This window comes from Streptomyces mayonensis (assembly GCF_018982965.1).
Classification (GTDB): domain Bacteria; phylum Actinomycetota; class Actinomycetes; order Streptomycetales; family Streptomycetaceae; genus Streptomyces; species Streptomyces mayonensis.
The window spans coordinates 17,402-34,849 of record NZ_JACBYP010000041.1 but is presented as its reverse complement, the minus strand read 5'-3'; the positions used below and the strand labels follow the sequence as shown (position 1 = coordinate 34,849).

Below are 17,448 nucleotides of genomic sequence, written 5' to 3'. Positions count from 1 at the left end.
TCCTCCTCGCTGCGGGCATGCCGGGTGGAGGACGATCACGGCCCTCCAGGAGGTGGGAACGCCGGACGGGGCATGCTCCATTCCGGTTTTCCGGTCTTTGCCGAATCATTACCGCCGGTCGCTCAACCGTTCGAGGGCCGGACGGGTCCCGGTTCCAGTCCCCCCCGGAACCCGCCATGTCGTTTCCACGGCGGCCATGGCGGCTCCACGCGGAGGTCGGGTACCGCGGAGGTCGGGTACCACCGTTCCGCGCGGGGATGCCCACCGGCGGCCACCCTCCGCCCCGGCATACCCTCGGAGGCATGCCAGCCCGCGCCACCGCCCTTCGCCCCGTGGGCACGGTCACACGCGGGACGACGAATCCGAACCGCCTGCGCCGCATGGACCGCTGGATCGCGGCCGTCCACGGCGCCGAGCTCCGCCGCGCCGCCGACCCCGTCGCCGTCGACCTCGGCTACGGCGCCGCCCCCTGGACGGCCGTCGAACTGCTGGGCCGGCTGCGCGAGGTCGCACCGCACGCGCGCGTGGTGGGCGTCGAGATCGATCCGGCCCGCGTGTCGGCGGCCGAACCGTACGCCCGCGCGGGGCTCGATTTCCGGCACGGCGGCTTCGAGGTCCCCGTCTCCCGCCCTCCACTGCTGATCCGCGCGGCGAACGTGCTGCGCCAGTACGACGAGACCGAGGTCGCCGCCGTCTGGCAACGGCTGTGCGCACGGCTCGCGCCGGCGTCGGAGCACTCGCGCGGCGGGCTCCTGGTCGAGGGCACCTGCGACGAGATCGGACGCCGGCACGTGTGGGTCGCCCTCGGCCCCGAGGGGCCGCGCACGGTGACCCTCGCGACGCGGCTCGGCTCCCTGGACCGCCCCTCCGACCTGGCCGAGCGGCTGCCGAAGGCGCTGATCCACCGGAATGTCCCCGGTGAGCCCGTGCACGCCTTCCTGCGCGACTTCGACCGCGCCTGGGCCGCCGCCGCGCCCTACGCCTCCTACGGCGCCCGCCAGCGCTGGATGCGGGCCGTGCGCGACCTGACGTCCGGCTGGCCGGTGACCGACGGGCCGGCGCGGTGGCGTCAGGGCGAAGTGACGGTGGCGTGGGAGGCGTTGGCGCCGCGCGCATGACCGGGAGTCGGGAACGATCTCGGTGCGACGTTCGTCACACAGCAGGGGGAATCGTCGTACGGCGCGGCAGGAGCGGAGGAAGCCGGAGGAAATCACGGCCTCTGTCGCTTTCCGCGCCGGCGTGGCACGATCCCCGGACGGCCTAAGTTACCGACGGTTAACAACCTTTGGGGGACGAGGTATGCGTACGGGGAAGTACGGCCTGACGACCGCCGCCGCCGTCGCCGTGGTCTGCGCGGTCACCGTGCTGGCGGCACCGGGTACGGCGTTCGCCGACCCCACTCCCTCGTCCTCCTCCTCGCCGTCAAAGTCCTCGCCGTCGGAATCCTCGCCGTCGGACACCTCCCCGGCCTCCCCCGCCTCGTCGGGCAAGGACCTCGAAGCCGTACGCAAGAAACTCGACAAGCTGTACCGCGAGGCGGCGTCGGCCACGGACGCGTACAACGCCGCCGAGGAGAAGGCCGAGAAGCAGAACGCCGAGATCGTCGAGCTGGCCAAGAAGATCGTCGAGGGCGAGGAGGAACTGGACCGGCTCAAGGAGCGCGCCGGCGCCGCTGCCCGCGCCCAGTACCGCACCGGCGGCCTGCCCGACGAGGCCAAGCTGATGCTGAGCGACGACCCCGAGGACTTCCTCGACGGCACCGGCCGGGTGATCCAGGGCCAGCGCGCGACCAAGGGCCTGCTCGGCGAGCTGACCCGCGCCCAGGAGGACCTGAAGACCTACGCGGCCGACGCCTCCGCCCACTTCAAGAAGCTGGAGGCGAACCGCAAGGCCGAGGCCACCGCCCAGCAGAAGATCGAGAAGCAGATCGCGGCGGCCGAGAAGGTGGAGTCCGAGCTGGAGCAGGAGGAGAAGGAGCGCCTCGCCCAGCTGGAGCGGGCGGCCCAGGAGAAGGCGCAGACCGCCTGGCTCGGCTCCGGCGTCCTGAAGGACCTGGACGACACGGCGACCGAGCAGGGCCGCAAGGCGGTCGAGTACGCCACCGCACAGATCGGCAAGCCGTACCAGTGGGGCGCCGAGGGCCCGAAGTCGTACGACTGCTCCGGCCTCACCTCGCAGGCCTGGGTCTCGGCCGGGCAGACGATCCCCCGCACCTCGCAGGAGCAGTGGAAGCAGCTCGAGCACGTCGGCGTCGAGGACATGCGCCCCGGCGACCTGATCATCTACTTCGACGACGCGAGCCACGTCGGCATGTACGTGGGCGACGGCTCGATGGTGCACGCCCCGCGCCCCGGGCGCTCGATCACCGTCGCGGGGGCGGGCACGATGCCGATCCTCGGAGTGGTCCGGCCGGACCCGGCCGGCGCGTCGGACCAGGCCGCCGGATCCGACCAGGCCGCCGGACCGGACGAGGAACCCGCGTCGGCATCCGCACCGGAGGACTGACGCGGACCACGCGTCGGAGCCGGGTGCGCGGGGCGGGCCGAGCCGGTCCGGCCCAGGGCGTGAGCCGGACCACGCGTCGGAGCCGAAGGCCGCGGGACGGGCCGTACCCGTCAACGCCCGGCGCGTGAGCCGGGCCACGTGACCCAGTCCACGCCGGGCGCCGCGCCACGCGTGACGTTCGTCATTCCGGCCCCCCGGCCGACCTGTCCAACTGCGGGGGATAACGCGGCATATGACAGTGGCCGTTGGCTGCGCAACGTGTCCTGAACCATTCCGCAGCGGCGGCGTCACCCGCTATGGTCCCCGTCGGTGGGTCGAGGTCCCTCGCCCCAGCATGCCCTCGGGGGGAGGGAAGGAAACCGAAGACGATGCCCGTACCCGTACCGCGGCAGAGGGCGATCCCGGCCGTGGAGTGTGGTCAGGCGCCCGCCGCGTCCCCGGACAGCGGCCCTTCCACGGAACAGGCCCCGTCCGGGACGAACCCGGCCGAACACCCCACCACCCGACGAGAGCACCCCACGGAGAAGCGCGAGAAGCCCACGGACACAAGCACAAGCACAGGTACAAGCACGAACACCGGCACAGGAACCGGCACCGGCACGAACATCAGCACCGGTACGCCCACGGACCGTACTCCGGACAGCAGCGCCGCCCACGGCGCCACCGCCCCCACCAACCTGACGCTGCTGCTGATAGAGGACGATCCGGGCGGCTCACCGATCGTGCCCGACCTGCTCGACCAGGCCGGCAAACCGATCCGCGTCCGTACCGCGCGCAACCTCACCGAGGCCGAGCGACTGCTGACCGACGACGTCCACTGCATCCTGCTGGACCTCGCCCTCTCGGCCCCGGCACCGGCCCGCGGCGGCGGCGGCGGAGAAGGCAACGGCGGCGGCAGCGGAAGCGGCGCCGGCGACGGTGAGGACGACGGCGAGGGCACCGACGAGCTGGCGGTGCTGCGGCACGTGCTGGAGCTGGCGCCCCGGCACGCCGTGCTCGCGCTCACCTCCTCCAGTGACGCAGAGCGCGGCGCGGAGGCCGTGGCGGTGGGCGCCCAGGACTACCTGTTCCGCGACGAGCTGGACGGCCGTCTGCTGAGCCGGGCGATCCGTTACGCCGTCGAGCGCAAGCGGTCCGACTCGGCCGAGCGGCGGCTGGCCGAGGGGCGGCTGCGGGCGCAGGAGAACCGCCGCCTGGAGCGCGGCCTGCTGCCCACCCCGCTGCTCGCCGGCTCCCCGCTGCACTTCGCCGCGCGCTACCGTCCAGGTCGCTCCCGTGCCCTCCTCGGCGGCGACTTCTACGACGTCGTACGCACCCCGGACGGCACCGTGCACGCCATGATCGGCGATGTCTGCGGGCACGGTCCGGACGAGGCGGCGCTCGGCGTGGAGCTGCGGATCGCCTGGCGGGCGCTGACCCTGGCGGGGCTCTGCGGAGACGAGCTGCTCGGCACGCTGCAGCAGGTGCTGGAGCACGAGCGGGCGGACGAGGAGATCTTCGCGACGCTCTGCGCCGTCGACATAGCCCCCGACGGCCGCAGCGCCGGCCTGTGTCTGGCCGGGCACCCGTCCCCGCTGATCGCCGGTCCGGGCACGCCCGCGCGACTGCTGCCCTACGACAACAACGGCCCGGCGCTCGGGCTGCTGCCGGGGGGCCGCTGGCCGCGGACACAGGTGGAGCTGGGTGCGGAGTGGAGCCTGATGCTCTACACGGACGGGCTGATCGAGGGGCACGTCGGCGAGGGCCGGGAGCGGCTCGGTCAGGACGGCATGGTGGAGATGGTCCGCCGCCAGATCGCCGGGGGCCTGCAGGGCGAACGGCTGCTGCGGGCGACCGTCAACGAGGTCCGCGAGCTGAACGGCGGCGAACTGGCGGACGACGTGGCCGTGGTCCTGCTGGACCGCACACCCTGAACCGCCACGGCGGCCGCCCCTGCCCGTCCGCCGCTGCCGTCCAACCCCTTCTCGTCTATCGTCCGCCGTTGTACGGGCCGTAGGGACCGTCGCTGCTGGAACCGCGGCGGCTGCTGCGGCCACCGCCGGGCAGACCGCGCAGCGCGGGCCGTACGTCGACCATGTACACGATCGTCGCGATGAGACCGATGATCGGCAGGAACGACAGAACGTTGAAGATCAGGTTCACCACGAAGGCGAGCCCGAGGATGATCAGCCAGAAGGGCTTGGTCTTCTTGTCGGCCGCGCGGTAGGCGTCCTCGCGGCGCGTGGCGGCGTCGAACAAAGCGAAGCCGCTGAAAAGGATCAGGGCGACGCTCAGCAGCCACATCAAGCCTGCGAACCCCTGCATCAGCACAACGTCCACCACCAGAATCGGATCGTCTCTACGCGGTCACCGTACCCGGACAACGGGCCGGACACCCCAAGGGTGCCCGGCCCGCTCTCCTACGGGAATCCACTGGACCCCGCCGACGGCGCCCCGCCGCCACTTCGCGCGTTACTTCGCGGGCGGGGTGGTCTTCTTCGGGGTGCCGTTCTTCCTCGCCGGGGCCTTGCGCGCCGCGGGGGCCTTCTTCTCCGCGGCCGGCTTGTCCTCGGTGACCCGCACCGGCTCGGACTTGGCCGGCGCCGCGGGCCGGGTGGCCGCGGACCTGGCCGTGGTGGCCGCGGGCTTGGCGGGCTCGACGGCGACGGCGACGTCCTCCACGTCCTCGGCGAGGTCCTCGATGCCCTCGGCGGCCTGACCGCGCCAGGTGCGCACCGCGTGCTCGCCGCGCTCGGCGACCTTCTCGTAGGTCTCGCGGGCCCTGACGGCGTACTCGGCGGCGACGCCGACCGAGCGCAGCGCGAGGTCCTGGGCGGTCTCGCCGAGCTTCTTGAAGTCGGCGTCGAGGGAGCCGAAGAGCTCGTTGGCCTTGGTCTGGAGGCTTCCCTGCGTCTCCTTGACGCGAGCCGTCGCCTTCTCCTGGACGGCCTTCGGGTCGGTGTTGCGCACGGCGTCGATCCGCGCCGGGGCCTCGGCACGCAGCTGCTCCACCAGCACCGGCACCTTCTTGGCCTGCTGGAAGGCGAGGTCGGCGGTGCCCGCCGCGAAGTAGAGGGGGGTGGGGTCGCTGAAGGTCTTGCGCAGGTCGTCGGTGATGGCCATGGTGATGGTCCTCCGGAATTACGTATGGCTGAGGGTTTTCGTGCTGCTCATCCGGCCGTCTGCTGCGGCCCGGACCCGGGTATGGAGGCGGCCCCGTCGGCACCGGCACCGACGTCGGCGGCGGTACCGAACTCGGTGGCGGTACCGTCCTCGGCGCTCACCTCCACGTCGGCCTCGGCCCCGAACCCGTTCTCCTTGCGGAAGGACTCGTAGACCTGGAGCAGCACCTGCTTCTGGCCCTCGTTCAGCGAGGGGTCCGCGAGGATGACCGCTCGGGTCTCCACGTCGTCCCGGTCCCGCTCGGCGTCGAGGATCCCGGCGCGGACGTACAGCGTCTCGGCGGAGATGCGCAGCGCCTTGGCGACCTGCTGCAGCACCTCCGCGCTCGGCTTGCGCAGCCCGCGCTCGATCTGGCTGAGGTACGGGTTGGACACGCCCGCGGCGTCGGCGAGCTGCCGCAGCGACAACTGCGCGTTGCGGCGCTGCTCGCGCAGATACTCACCGAGATTGCCGACATTGAGCGAGGCCATGCCTCCACCATGCCCCACCCCGCTAACTATTGCAAGCAGCCCGCTTGCAATAGTGCACCCGCGGGCCGGCGCCCCCGCACTCGGCGGTCAGGACGGCTGGACTTCGTCGAAGAGGGCGAGGGCTTGGGTGGGGTCCGGACTCACCAGGCGTTCCAGGCCGGCCGTGGTGATCCTCGCCCACCGGCCGGCCCGCGCCCACATCCGTTGCTCGAAGGTGCGGACGGCGTCGTCCAGATCCCCAGGGCCGGTACCGGTGGCGAAGGCGGCGACGGCCTCGGCGAGTTCGGCGCCCTCCAGCATCGCGAGGTTGGCGCCCGCGCCCAACGGCGGCATCAGATGGGCGGCGTCACCCAGGAGCGTCACCCCGGGGACGTGGGCCCAGGTGTGGGACACGGGCAGAACGTGGAGGGGACGGTGGACGAACGCGGTGCCGTGGCGGAGGAGGTCGAGGACGGGAGCGGCCCAGCCGTCGAACAGAGCCAGCAGAGCCGACCGCACGGTCTCCGCGTCGGCCAGGTCCAGGTTCCTGTGCCAGTCCAGCGGCGCGCGGAACTGGGCGTACACCTTGACGTGGCCTCCGCTGTTGCGCTGGGCGACCAGAGCCCGGTTCACGCCGTACACGGCCACGGAGCCGTCGCCGGTCAACCGGGCGAGGTCGGGGTGGCGGGTGTCGACGTCGTCGAGGGAGGTCTCGACCGAGGTGACGCCGGTGTAGTGGGGCGTCTCCGACGAGACTGCCGGGCGGACCCGGGACCAGGCGCCGTCCGCGCCGACCACGAGGTCGAACGTCTCCTGCCGCCCGTCCGCGAAACGGACCAGCGGGCCCGGTACGCCGTTCCGGGCCCCCGGTACCACCTGCGTCACACCCCGTCCCCACTGGACGTCGAGAGGGCCGAGCAGCAGGTCACGGAGTTGGCCGCGGTCGATCTCGGGGTTGGCCCGGACATCCGGGCCGGGGCGCCAGTCACGCAGGACGGTCCCGGCCGTGTCCAGGATGCGCATGGCCTGCCCCTCGGGACGGGACAGTGCCTGGAACTCCGCCAGCAGCCCCGCCCTGTCCAGCGCGAGCTGGCCCAGCCCTTCGTGCAGGTCCAGCGTGCCGCCCGGGGGTCGGGCGTCGGGGGCGGGATCGCGTTCGAGGACGGTGATGGGGTGGCCATGGCGGTGCAGGACACGGGCGAAGGTGAGGCCGGCGGGGCCGCTCCCGACCACAGCGACACGATGTCTCATGGCGATACACTGTATTGCTACTCTACGGCGTATCGCAACAGTACGATGTGACCATGACTGTGTGGGACCGGCCGGAGCCGCCGGCTCGCCCCGTGCCGCTCGACCGGGAGCGGATCGTCGCCACCGCCGTCGCGCTGGCCGACGAGGGCGGGCTGGAGGCGGTGTCGTTGCGCAAGGTCGCCGGTCGGCTGAACGCCGGACCGATGCGGCTGTACGGCTACATCTCCACCAAGGAGGAGTTGTTCGACCTCATGGTGGACGAGGCCTACGCCGAGATCCTTCCCGAGGAGCAGCCCGCTGACTGGCGGGAGGCGCTGCGCCTCCTCGCGCACCGGACCAGGGAGGCGGCCCTCCGTCACGAATGGCTGGCCGACCTGCTCGGCCGCCGCCCGGCCCTGGGCCCGAACGGCCTCGCCGTGACCGAGGCCACGCTGGCCGCCCTCGACGGCCTCACCGGCATCGACACCGTCATGCGAGCAGTGGAGACGGTCAGCGCCTACTTCACCGGCGCGATCAGGCGCGAGATCACGAACCTGCGGGCCGAGCGCGCCACGGGCCTTTCCAAGCACGACTGGCAGCGCGCCCACGGCCCGCATGTGACGAGAATGCTGGCCACGGGCCGCTTCCCAGCACTGGCCAAGGCCGTGCACGAGGGCACGGACGTGGACGCCGAGACCTCCTTCACGACCGGCCTCGACTGGGTTCTCGACGCCGTCGCCGCCCAGCTCACCCGGCCGTCGGCGTGACGGTCGGCTCCTGCCGCACTCGGTGCCGTTGCAGGCCGGGCGGGACCGCTGCGGCGAGCCGTTGTGAGGGGTGGGGTCTCAGGCCGCGCGCAGGCAGAAGGGGTGTCCGGCCGGGCTGGCGTAGACGCGGCTGCCGGTGCGGGTTTCCGACGTGATCCCCTCGGTGGGCCGCAGGCGGGTGGCGCCGGCTTCGGTGGCCGTGCGGTCGGCGGTCACGAGGTCCTCGACGCCGAAGTCCAGGTGCATCTGCTGGGAGGCGCCGTCCGGCCAGCTCGGGGCGACGTGTTCCGGGGCGGACTGGACGACGACGACCGGGAGGCCGGGGGCCTGAATGAAGTGATGCGTCGGCGTGCGGTGGACCGAGCCACCGAGCAGCCGGTGCCAGAAGGCGCTCTCCGCCTCGATCTCGCCGGCGTCGATGATCACGGAACTCAGAGTGATGGACATGATGACGGTCCTGTTCCTCGCGCTGGTAGTGGTCTTCTTCGCACTGCTACTGGTCTTCTTCGCACGCCGGTACTCCCCCCTCCGGCGCCGATACTGGTCGTTTCTCAGACGGTCGGGATGATGCCGCCGTCGACGCGGAACTGCGCCCCCGTGAGCCACTTCGCGCGGCCGGAGGCGAGGAAGGCGATCATCTCGGCGACGTCCTCGGGATCCCCGGGGTGGCCCATGGGAACGTTCAGGTGGTCCACGAGCTGCTGCGTGACGTCCTCGGCGGTCACGCCCCGGGCCTCGGCCATGTGCCGGAGGTGTGCGGTGGCGCCTTCCGTGACGACGAAGCCGGGAAGGACGCAGACCACCCGCACTCCGTGCGCGCCGACCTCGGTGGCCAGTTCGCGACTGTAAGTGTTGAGCGCGGCCTTGGCGGCGGCGTAGGACACCTCGTCGCGCTGGGGCAGTCGGCTGGCGATCGAGGAGACGTGCACGACGACGCCGGAGCCCCGCTCGACCATCCCGGGCACCAGGGCCCGGTCCAGACGCACGGCGCTGAGGAGGTTCATCTCCAGGTCCGCCTGCCAGGATGCGTCGGACCGGCTCAGGGTCGGCGCCGGGACGCCGGCCGCGCCGGCGTTGTTCACGAGCACGTCCACTCCGCCCACCCGGTCGACGACCCGGCGGCCGAGCTCGGCCACTCCCTGCTGCGTCGAGAGGTCCGCCGGCACGTAGGTGGCGCCGCCGTCCTCCTCGGGCCGGCCGCGGGAGGCCGTCAGCACGGTCGCGCCCGCGGCGACGAAGCGACGCGCGGTCGCCGCGCCCAGGCCCCGGCTGCCGCCGGTGACCAGCACTCGCAGGCCGTCCAGGCCCTCGTCGATGTTCGGCACGGGAAACCTCTCCGTAAGATGAACCTGACTCCGGAAACGGTACACGTAAACGGAATCAGACTCACCTTATGGAGGTTCCTTGCCGTCATCACGCCCCCTGCGCGCCGACGCGCGACGCAACCGCGAGGCACTGCTGTCCGCGGCCCGCCAGGCCTTCCTCGGCGGCGACACCGACACGCACGTGGAGGACATCGCCCGCAGCGCCGGCGTCGCCGTGGGCACGCTCTACCGCCACTTCGAGACCCGCGAGGCCCTGGTCGAGGAGGTCTACCGCAAGGAGGTCGACGACCTGTGCACCGCGCCCGACGACCTGCTGAACCGGCACGCCCCGGACGAGGCCCTGCGGAGGTTCCTGCTGCTGCTCGTGGATCACGCCGCCGTGGGCAGGGGGATGTCCGTGGCGCTGGAGAGCATCATGGCGACGGACTCACCGGTCTTCGACGACGCCCGCACCCGCATGGGCGACGCCCTCACCCGGCTGCTCGACGCCGGCAGCGCGGCCGGCACCGTCCGCGACGACGTCAGCGGACCCACCCTGCTGCGGGCCCTGGGCGGCGTCTGCGCCCTGCGCGCGACCGAGGGATGGCTCGACGAGGCCCGGCAGATCACCACCCTCATCCTCGACGGCCTGCGCCACGGGGCCCCGCGCGCGGGCTGAGCCGGAGGACTCGCACGCCCGGCGCCCCGCCTCGGACCCGCTCCCGTCGTCGCCCACAGCACGGCGACGTCGAGGGCCGAGCCGTGCGCGCCGAGCCACCCCTCCGCCCCGGCGCGACAGCCTGGAGGGAGATATGGGATACCAGATTGCCGCCCCCGCCCTGCTCACCGCACGGCCGGCCGACGCGACCCCTGTGCGGATGGCCACGGTCCGGCCCCGTCCGGCTCGGCGCTTCCCGTCGGTAACATGGAAGTGCACATGCTGGCGAGGCATTTTCCGGCCGGAGGGAGGCGCGAGGTGGCCCTCAGTCGTCGTGAACGTATCCGCGCCTCCTGGAACCGCTGCGCGGAACGGGGTCTCGCGGAGGACTTCCTCCGGGTTCCCTTCAGTTCCGACATAGATGTCGATTCACGCCTGGTCCACTATGCGGCACCGGTATTGACCGCATTGAAATCGAGCCTCGCGAATGAGCCGATAGCCGTCCTGCTCTCCGACCGGTCCGGTCTCGTACTCCGCCGGGAATGCGACGATCCGGCATTCGTGAAAGCGCTGGACGGCGTGGTCCTGGCACCGGGCGCCACCTACTCGGAGGAGGCCGTCGGCACCAACGGCTTCGGGCTGGCCCTCGCCGACGACCGGGTGTCACTGGTCGCCTCCCAGGATCATTACAACCACTCGCTGCGCGACTACATATGCGCCGGGGTGCCGATCCACGACCCCGTCGACGGCGGGATCGTGGGGGCGCTGAGCCTCACCGTCTGGTCGAGCACCCCCACTGAGCTGCTGTCGGCCCTCGCCGCGCAGACGGCGATGAACATCGAGGCGCGGCTCCCCCGCCCGGCCGGAGCGGGCCGGGCCGTCCCGCAGGACCAGGGCCGCCGCGTCCGGCTGAAGCACCGGCTGACGCGCATCGAGACGCTGGAGCGCGACGCGATCCTGGACGCCCTGACGCGCACCGGCGGCGACGTCGGCGGGGCCGCGGCCGATCTCGGCATGTCGCGGGCGACCGTGTACCGCCGCATCAAGTACTACGGGCTGGAGAAAAGGCGGGGGTTCCGGTCCGGCAGCGAAGGACCACCGACCGTCTCAATCTGAGAATCGCGCCTTTCCGGCTGGCCGATTCTTGTCGTTCCTGGAAATCGGCTCCTAGCCTTCAGGCGTCATCGCCTCGGGCGAGAGCCGAACTCACCACCGGGAGATTCCATGTCACGCGCGCTCCGTACCGTCATCAGCCCCGGCCGGTACGTTCAGGGCAGGGGAGCGATACACCAGCTCGGTGACTACCTCAAGCCGCTCGGGTCGTCGCCGCTGATCATCGCCGACGATCTGGTGTGGGGCCTGGTCGGTCACGACGTCGAGGCCTCGCTGAAGTCCGCCGGGCTCCCCGCCGTCCGTGAGCGGTCCGCGGGGATACCGAGCGCCAGTGAGGTGGACCGGCTCGTCGGCGCCATCGAGGCCGCCGGGGCCGACGTGGCGGTGGCGGTGGGCGGTGGCAGCACCATCGACGCGGTCAAGGCCGCCGGGCACCTCGCCGGGATCCGCTGGGCCAACTGCCCGACCGTCGCCTCCACCGACGCGCCGTGCAGCGCGCTCTCCGTGATCTACACCGAGAGCGGCGCGTTCGAGGAGTACCGCTTCTTCCCCCGCAATCCCGACCTCGTCCTGGTCGACTCCCAGGTGGTCGCCAACGCGCCGGTCGCCACGCTCGTGGCCGGCGTGGGGGACGCGCTCGCCACCTGGCTGGAGGCCCGCGCCACCGCACGGTCGAACTCGGCGACGATGGCCGGCGGCCTGCCCACGCTCACCGGCACCGCGCTGGCCCAGCTGAGCTGGGACGTCCTGTGGGAGAACGCGCTGCCCGCGATCGACGCGGTCACGGACAACACCGTGACCCCCGCCGTGGAGAAGGTCATCGAGGCCAACACGCTGCTGTCGGGTCTGGGCTTCGAGTCCGGCGGTCTGGCCGCCGCCCACGCGATCCACAACGGCCTGACCGCCGTCCCGGACACCCACGGCCTGGCACACGGCCAGAAGGTGAACATCGGGTCGCTGACCCAGCTCGTCCTGGAGGGCGCGCCGGCCGGTGACATCCGGGACTTCATCACGTTCACGACCCGGGTCGGCCTGCCCACCACCCTCACCGAGGTCGGGCTCTCGGTCGACGACGAGGCGGCCCTGAAGCAGGTCGCCGACGCGGCCACCGCCGAGGGCGAGACGATCCACTCCATGCCCTTCGACGTCCGCAGCGAGGACGTGGTCAGCGCACTCAAGTCCATCGAGCGCCTCGCCGTACGGGTCCGCAGCGACGCGGACCTCCCCGCACCGGTGCGCCACCTGGCCCACTGACGGGGAGCCCGGCGGCGCACCGAGGAGTGTCAGAAGGGCAGCGGGCGCGCGTGCACCACGTCCAGGTGTGACACCGCGCGGGTGAGGACCACGTAGAGGCGGTGCAGGCCGCGCCCTCCGGGGCCCTCCGCCTCGGTGATCGCCGCCGGTTCGACGGCGACGACGTGGTCGTACTCCAGCCCTTTGACGAGGCCCGCCGGGACGACGGCCACCCTGGCGTCCAGCGCCTCGGGCCCCGCGGCCGGGACCCCGGCCGCATCCAGCGCCTCCCGCAGCCGGAAGGCTAGCGCCTCGCAGGGGCCGCTCAGGCACGGGTCGGGGCGGTCACTCCGCGGGGAGGGCGGCGGTCTCGCGGTGCCAGCGGGCCAGCGCGGCCATCACCTGCCGGCGCCCCGGCACCGCGTCCAGGCCGAGCGGCCCGGCGGCCGCGGCCACGGCGCCCTGCAGTTTCGCGGCCACCCGCGGGAGGGCGGCCCAGCGGAAACCCGTTCCCTCCCGCAGGGACAGCGCGGCGCGGACGGTGTCCGTGTAGAGGGACTGCGCCCGTTTGAAGCCGGTGATCAGCGGCAGGTCGTGCTCCCACGCCCGGGAACTGCCGGGGCGGACCTCCTCCACGACCTCGCACCACTCACGGATCATCCGGGCCTCCTGGTCGGCCGGGTACCGCATCAGGTAGAGGTGGGTCGCGAGGTCGTAGAGCGGGTCGCCGACCATCGCCAGCTCCCAGTCGATGGTCCACAGGCCGCCGCGCGGGTCGACGACGAAGTTCTCGCGGTGCAGGTCGCCGTGGAGGAGGCAGAAGGGCCGCGGGGTGAGCCCGGCCACGTTCTTCTCCAGGTGGACGAGTGCCTCGTCCCGTACGCCGAGTTCCGCGAAGAGGCCCCCGAACACCGGGCGGTTGGCGGCGTAGACCTGCTCCTCCACGAAGACGACGAGGCGTTTGAGGAAGGCGTCGGTGTCTCCGTCCTCCGGGGCGTCCTCGGGCGAGCAGCGCCGCTGGACGCGCAGGGTCCCGGCGGTGATCCGCGTCAGCTGCCGGAAGAGGTCGACGATCTGCCCGAACACCGCGTCCGGCACCGGCCGCCCCCGCCACCGGTGCTCGCCGAGGGTCCGCCCCTCGATGAACGTCTGCAGCCCCATGCCCTCGACGTCGACGATGCCGGGCACCCGGTCGATGCGCCCCTGCAGGCCCCGGAGCAGTTCCTCCTCGGACTGGAAGCAGCGGCGGTCGAACCACAGGCTCGTGGAGCGCGGCTCACGCAGCTTGACGGTCACCGACCCGCCGGGCGGCGAGAGCACGTACGTCTCGTGGTGGTACCCCTTCAGCGGGCCCCTGACCAGGGACGAGCCGTCACTCATCGCTTCGGCCCGCTGTCTGGCGGGCGAGACCGCTTGAGGTGTCATCGCGTGCGTTCTGCCCATCCCGGTGGCGCCAATGGGGTAAGAGAGCAGCACGCTACTCCACGGGACCGTGGCACGGGCGCAGAACCCGGCCGCCCGGACACCCCCGTCCCCGCCCCGGGCGAACCGGCGCACACCCGAGCGGAGTCGGGCCGAGTCGGGCCGAATCGGGCGGCGGCGGGCGGCGGCGTTCGAAAGGCGCGTCGGCGGTGGTCAGGCTCCGGTGTGCGCCGCGTTCTCCCAGAGCAGCTTCAGTACCGGCTCCAGCGACTCCACGACCGTGTCCGCGCCCGCCTGCCTCAGCGCCTTCGCCTTCTGCTCGCCCCCCGCGTAACCCAGGAACGGCACGCCGGCGCGGCGGGCGGCGGTCAGGTCGGAGGGGGAGTCGCCGACCATCAGCGCCCGGTCGGGGGCGACACCCATCGCGCTGAGGGCGCGGTTGAGGCAGTACGGGTCGGGCTTGAGCAGGTGCAGGTCCCGGGTACGGCCGTAGATGTGCGGGGCGAAGCAGTCCAGCAGATGCCGGCCGGCGAGGTACTCGCCCACCACGCGCGGCGCGTTGTTGGTCGTGACCGCCAGTCCCACCCCGAGCGCCGACCAGGTGCGGATCAGCGCGTCGGCGTACGCCGTCGGCCAGGCGGTGGCCACGGCGCGGAGTTCCTCCCGGGTGAGGCGTTCCTCGAAGTCGGCGACCAGGTCGCTGCGGTGGCGCCTGCGGTTGACCGCGCCCAGCAGTACGTGCGGGTCCGGGTGGACCTGCTCCTCCCGGGTCAGCAGGCCCTTGAGGCCCTGGCCCTCCAGCCAGTCGACCAGTTCGCCCGCCACCCGGTCCGCGGAGTAGCCGGCGAACAGTCTGCAGATCGGGCCGTCGAAGTCCCACAGGACCACGCGGGCGCCCACGACCAGCTCCCGCAGGCCGGGGTGGCGCCCGGCCACCGGTTCCGTCTGTTCCGTGTCGGAGGTCACTAGGAGAGTGTCATGTCCGTGGTGATGGTTTCCCAGAGGGCGTCGAACCACTTCTGTGATTCCTCCACGAACACTCCGTCCCGGTGACCCGCGCGCTTCAGGAACGAGAACAGCAGCGACTGCGAGCCGAGGGCGTCGTACATCTCCAGCGTCCGGCTCTCGTACTCCTCCTCGCGGCGGGTCAGCATGTAGTAGCCGAGCAGGGCCTCCTCGCCGTTGAGCAGGTACAGCTTGGTCGGCGGGGTGAACGGCAGGGCGCGGAAGGCGATGCGCACGTCGATGCGGTGGGTGGAGCGCACGGCGTGCAGGTTGTGCTGGAGGACCCGGGCCTGGGCGTTGCGCATCTCCAGCCAGCGCTGGTGGAGGGGGTCGTCCTCCTCGTCCTCGACCAGGACGGGGAAGGCCAGCGGGATGTCGCGCGAGGGCATCAGGACGCGGAACTCGATGGCCTCCGGGCGGACTCGGTCCTCGTGGATCAGGCGGAGCGGCTCGCTGAGGGCCAGCATCAGCGTCTCCGAGGTGTGGCAGACGACGTCGACCCGCACGCGCGGCGCCGCGAACGCCTCCGCGAGGCGCGGCCCGAGCGAGACCATCGTCGGCTGCGGCTCGGCGCGCGGCGCGGCGGGCTCGGCGATGCGGGGCGGGCTGCCCTTGCTGACGTTGGTGAGCAGGCCGTCCTCCTGGAGCGCCCGCAGCGCCTGGCGGACGGTGCCGCGCTCGACGCCGAACTCCTCGGCCAGCTCGGCCTGCGTGGGCAGCCGGTCGCCCGCCTTGAGGTCTCCCCCGCGGATCCGCTCCCGCAGGACCTCGGCGATCTCCTGGGACGAGAGCCTTCTGCTGCCGTTCACGGACACGTTCTCCTGGGTCACGACCAAACGCTACAACTTCGACCTACCTATAGGGAGTTGTTTGAAACTTGTTTATAGGTAGCAGCCAAGTGGGGACAACCTAGGTGGAGTTGGTTGCCAACTTGGATCGGTTGGTGGAAGTTTACCCTCCCGACTTCCCCGGCTCCTCGAACTTCCCGAAGTCCCCGAGCCCTCCGAGCCCTCCGAGCCTTCCAAGCCCTCCGAACTCCCCGAACTTCCCGAAGGGGGGAAGACCATGCCCGTCCTCGCCCTGGTCTCCGCGGTCTTCGTCATCGCCTTCGAGCAGATCGTCCAGTGGAAGTACGGTGCCACCGGCATCGTCGGCCTGCTCCTGCTCACCATCGGCATCAAGGCCAAGAGCCCCTCCGTCAGCTCCGCCGGCGCGGTCCTGCTGGCCCTCCTGGTCGCGGGTCCCACGCGGTGACGCCGGGGACGGCCGGGTGCCGAGCACCAGCTCGGAGCTGATCGTCCCCCACAACGCCTCGAACCACAGCCGGGACTGCTTCACGAACACACCGTCGCGCAGGCCACCGCTCTGCTCGAAGGCGAACAGCGTCGACCGGATGCCCTCCGCGTCGTACATCTCCAACTGCTCCCGGCCGACCTCCTGTTCACGTCGGCTCAGGGTGTAGTAGGCGAACAGGGCCTCGGAGCCGTTGAGCACGTAGAGCTTCACGGGCGGGGTGAAGGGCAGCGCCCGGAAGGAGACCCGTACGTCGATGCCGTGGGTGGCGCGCAGGCTCAGCAGGCTGTGCCGCAGCACCCGCGCCTGGGCGTTGCGCATCGCCAGCCACCCCTCGTGCACCGGGTCGCCGACCGCGCCGCCGCCGCCGGACACCGCCACCGGGAAGGCGAGGTCTATGTCCCGGCTCGGCAGCAGCACCCGGACGTCGATCTTGGCCGGTTTCAGTCGCCCCGCGTGGATCTGCCCCAACGGCTCCCCGATGGCGAGGGTGAGGGAGACCGAGGTCAGACACAGCGCGTCGATCTCCACGTGCGGGGCGGCGAAGGCCTGCGCCACCCGGGCACCGAGGGCGACCGTGGTGGGCATCGGACGGGCCTGCGGACCGGCCCGGGGGCCGTGCGGGTCGGGTGCGACGGTCGCGGGGCTCCCCTTGGACACGTTGGTGAGCAGACGTTCCGACTGCAGGATGCGCAGCGCCTGGCGGACGGTACCGCGCTCCACGCCGAACTCCTCGGCCAACTGCGCCTGCGTGGGCATGCGCTGCCCCGGCTGCAACCGTCCGGACCTGATCCGGGCGCGCAGTTCGTCGGCCACCTCGCGATGTGTTGTCTGTGGCGGCTGCGGTCTCTTCCGCCCGTTGACGGGGGCGTGTTCCGGCTCCACGACCAAACCCTACAACTTCTCGCCATCTTTCGGCAGTTCGCGAGAAGGTGGTTATGAGACGCTTCCAAGCGGAGATAAGTACAGAGAAGTTGGCAGCCAACTTGAGCAACGTGGTCAAACCTTCCGGGGGTTGGCCACCACGGTGAACAGGGGGACACCATGCCGCTCATCGCCATCGTCGTCGCCGCTCTGGCCATAGGGTTCGAGCAACTCGTGCAGTGGAAGTACGGGCCGATGGGCATCATCGCGTTCGTCGCGCTGTCCGTCGGCATCAAGGCGAAGAACACCATGATCGGCGGTGTGGGGGCGGTGATCCTCGTGATGCTGCTCGCCCAGTCCGGCTGACCGGCACACTGTCGTCCGGGCCCCGTTCCGGAGGGGAGCCTGGAGCCCGGACAGACAGTCGCACCACGCACAACAAC

Annotated in this window: 18 protein-coding genes and 2 pseudogenes; 9 read left to right on the top strand and 11 right to left on the bottom strand. The window is 71.8% G+C overall.

All coding sequences use genetic code 11. From position 1 onward, the window contains the following. Positions 1 to 302: 302 nt before the first annotated feature. The 3 genes from HZS56_RS17780 to HZS56_RS17770 all read left to right on the top strand — a co-directional run bounded on the left by HZS56_RS17780 (position 303) and on the right by HZS56_RS17770 (position 4,418). On the top strand, positions 303 to 1,118 hold the full coding sequence (locus HZS56_RS17780) for a class I SAM-dependent methyltransferase (protein WP_216721683.1): 816 nt from the start codon (positions 303 to 305) through the stop codon (positions 1,116 to 1,118). 181 nt (positions 1,119 to 1,299) lie between these two features. Continuing rightward, positions 1,300 to 2,505: a C40 family peptidase gene (locus HZS56_RS17775; RefSeq protein WP_216721682.1), complete on the top strand. Its 1,206-nt coding sequence runs from the start codon at positions 1,300 to 1,302 to the stop codon at positions 2,503 to 2,505. Between the two features lie 368 nt (positions 2,506 to 2,873). Then, positions 2,874 to 4,418 (top strand): PP2C family protein-serine/threonine phosphatase, encoded by a 1,545-nt coding sequence (locus tag HZS56_RS17770; RefSeq protein ID WP_216721681.1) that lies wholly within the window; start codon positions 2,874 to 2,876, stop codon positions 4,416 to 4,418. 55 nt (positions 4,419 to 4,473) lie between these two features. Here HZS56_RS17770 and HZS56_RS17765 read toward each other — a convergent pair whose 3' ends face one another. The 4 genes from HZS56_RS17765 to HZS56_RS17750 all read right to left on the bottom strand — a co-directional run bounded on the left by HZS56_RS17765 (position 4,474) and on the right by HZS56_RS17750 (position 7,367). Beyond that, positions 4,474 to 4,809: a DUF2516 family protein gene (locus tag HZS56_RS17765; RefSeq protein WP_216721680.1), complete on the bottom strand. Its 336-nt coding sequence runs from the start codon at positions 4,807 to 4,809 to the stop codon at positions 4,474 to 4,476. Positions 4,810 to 4,956: 147 nt separating this feature from the next. Next, entirely contained in the window at positions 4,957 to 5,607 is a 651-nt protein-coding gene (locus tag HZS56_RS17760) for a hypothetical protein (RefSeq protein WP_216721679.1), read from the bottom strand. 47 nt (positions 5,608 to 5,654) lie between these two features. Beyond that, positions 5,655 to 6,137, bottom strand: coding sequence for a helix-turn-helix domain-containing protein (locus HZS56_RS17755; protein ID WP_216721678.1), 483 nt, complete (start codon positions 6,135 to 6,137; stop codon positions 5,655 to 5,657). Between the two features lie 87 nt (positions 6,138 to 6,224). After that, positions 6,225 to 7,367 carry an FAD-dependent oxidoreductase gene (locus HZS56_RS17750; protein WP_216721677.1) on the bottom strand — a complete coding sequence of 381 codons (1,143 nt, stop codon included), beginning with the start codon at positions 7,365 to 7,367 and terminating at the stop codon, positions 6,225 to 6,227. A gap of 53 nt (positions 7,368 to 7,420) precedes the next feature. Between HZS56_RS17750 and HZS56_RS17745 the strand changes: the two genes are divergently transcribed. Continuing rightward, positions 7,421 to 8,113 (top strand): TetR/AcrR family transcriptional regulator, encoded by a 693-nt coding sequence (locus HZS56_RS17745; protein WP_216721676.1) that lies wholly within the window; start codon positions 7,421 to 7,423, stop codon positions 8,111 to 8,113. Positions 8,114 to 8,191: 78 nt separating this feature from the next. On the opposite strand, the gene HZS56_RS17740 is transcribed toward HZS56_RS17745, so the two are convergent. Together HZS56_RS17740 and HZS56_RS17735 are read right to left on the bottom strand one after the other, a co-directional pair. Then, positions 8,192 to 8,560, bottom strand: a complete 369-nt coding sequence (locus tag HZS56_RS17740) for a VOC family protein (protein WP_216721675.1) — start codon at positions 8,558 to 8,560, stop codon at positions 8,192 to 8,194. 104 nt (positions 8,561 to 8,664) lie between these two features. Then, positions 8,665 to 9,438, bottom strand: a complete 774-nt coding sequence (locus HZS56_RS17735; protein WP_216721674.1) for an oxidoreductase — start codon at positions 9,436 to 9,438, stop codon at positions 8,665 to 8,667. A 79-nt stretch (positions 9,439 to 9,517) separates the two neighbouring features. Between HZS56_RS17735 and HZS56_RS17730 the strand changes: the two genes are divergently transcribed. From HZS56_RS17730 to HZS56_RS17720, 3 genes are all read left to right on the top strand, one after another. Then, a complete protein-coding gene (locus HZS56_RS17730; protein ID WP_216721673.1) occupies positions 9,518 to 10,096 on the top strand; it encodes a TetR/AcrR family transcriptional regulator in 579 nt (192 codons plus the stop codon). 246 nt (positions 10,097 to 10,342) lie between these two features. Then, positions 10,343 to 11,191 (top strand): helix-turn-helix domain-containing protein, encoded by an 849-nt coding sequence (locus HZS56_RS17725; protein ID WP_374201178.1) that lies wholly within the window; start codon positions 10,343 to 10,345, stop codon positions 11,189 to 11,191. 108 nt (positions 11,192 to 11,299) lie between these two features. Beyond that, positions 11,300 to 12,442 (top strand): glycerol dehydrogenase, encoded by a 1,143-nt coding sequence (locus tag HZS56_RS17720; RefSeq protein WP_216721671.1) that lies wholly within the window; start codon positions 11,300 to 11,302, stop codon positions 12,440 to 12,442. 29 nt (positions 12,443 to 12,471) lie between these two features. On the opposite strand, the pseudogene HZS56_RS17715 reads toward HZS56_RS17720, so the two are convergent. The 4 genes and pseudogenes from HZS56_RS17715 to HZS56_RS17700 form a co-directional block, all read right to left on the bottom strand. Further along, positions 12,472 to 12,720: pseudogene (locus HZS56_RS17715) on the bottom strand (AAA family ATPase); the annotation flags it as partial. A gap of 46 nt (positions 12,721 to 12,766) precedes the next feature. Then, positions 12,767 to 13,846 (bottom strand): aminoglycoside phosphotransferase family protein, encoded by a 1,080-nt coding sequence (locus HZS56_RS17710; protein WP_216721670.1) that lies wholly within the window; start codon positions 13,844 to 13,846, stop codon positions 12,767 to 12,769. Between the two features lie 210 nt (positions 13,847 to 14,056). Beyond that, on the bottom strand, positions 14,057 to 14,809 hold the full coding sequence (locus tag HZS56_RS17705; protein WP_308408094.1) for an HAD family hydrolase: 753 nt from the start codon (positions 14,807 to 14,809) through the stop codon (positions 14,057 to 14,059). Next, the gene (locus HZS56_RS17700; protein ID WP_253914432.1) at positions 14,809 to 15,684 is read right to left on the bottom strand and encodes a GntR family transcriptional regulator; all 876 of its coding nucleotides are present in this window, start codon (positions 15,682 to 15,684) and stop codon (positions 14,809 to 14,811) included. The genes HZS56_RS17705 and HZS56_RS17700 overlap by 1 nt, the downstream gene beginning before the upstream one ends. A 229-nt stretch (positions 15,685 to 15,913) precedes the next feature. On the opposite strand from HZS56_RS17700, the gene HZS56_RS38280 reads away from it, so the two are divergent. Next, the gene (locus HZS56_RS38280) at positions 15,914 to 16,102 is read left to right on the top strand and encodes a hypothetical protein (protein WP_253914437.1); all 189 of its coding nucleotides are present in this window, start codon (positions 15,914 to 15,916) and stop codon (positions 16,100 to 16,102) included. A 21-nt stretch (positions 16,103 to 16,123) separates the two neighbouring features. Here HZS56_RS38280 and HZS56_RS17695 read toward each other — a convergent pair. Further along, positions 16,124 to 17,032: pseudogene (locus tag HZS56_RS17695) on the bottom strand (winged helix-turn-helix domain-containing protein); the annotation flags it as partial. 153 nt (positions 17,033 to 17,185) lie between these two features. On the opposite strand from HZS56_RS17695, the gene HZS56_RS17690 reads away from it, so the two are divergent. Continuing rightward, positions 17,186 to 17,371 carry a hypothetical protein gene (locus HZS56_RS17690; protein WP_030403580.1) on the top strand — a complete coding sequence of 62 codons (186 nt, stop codon included), beginning with the start codon at positions 17,186 to 17,188 and terminating at the stop codon, positions 17,369 to 17,371. Positions 17,372 to 17,448: the final 77 nt, after the last annotated feature.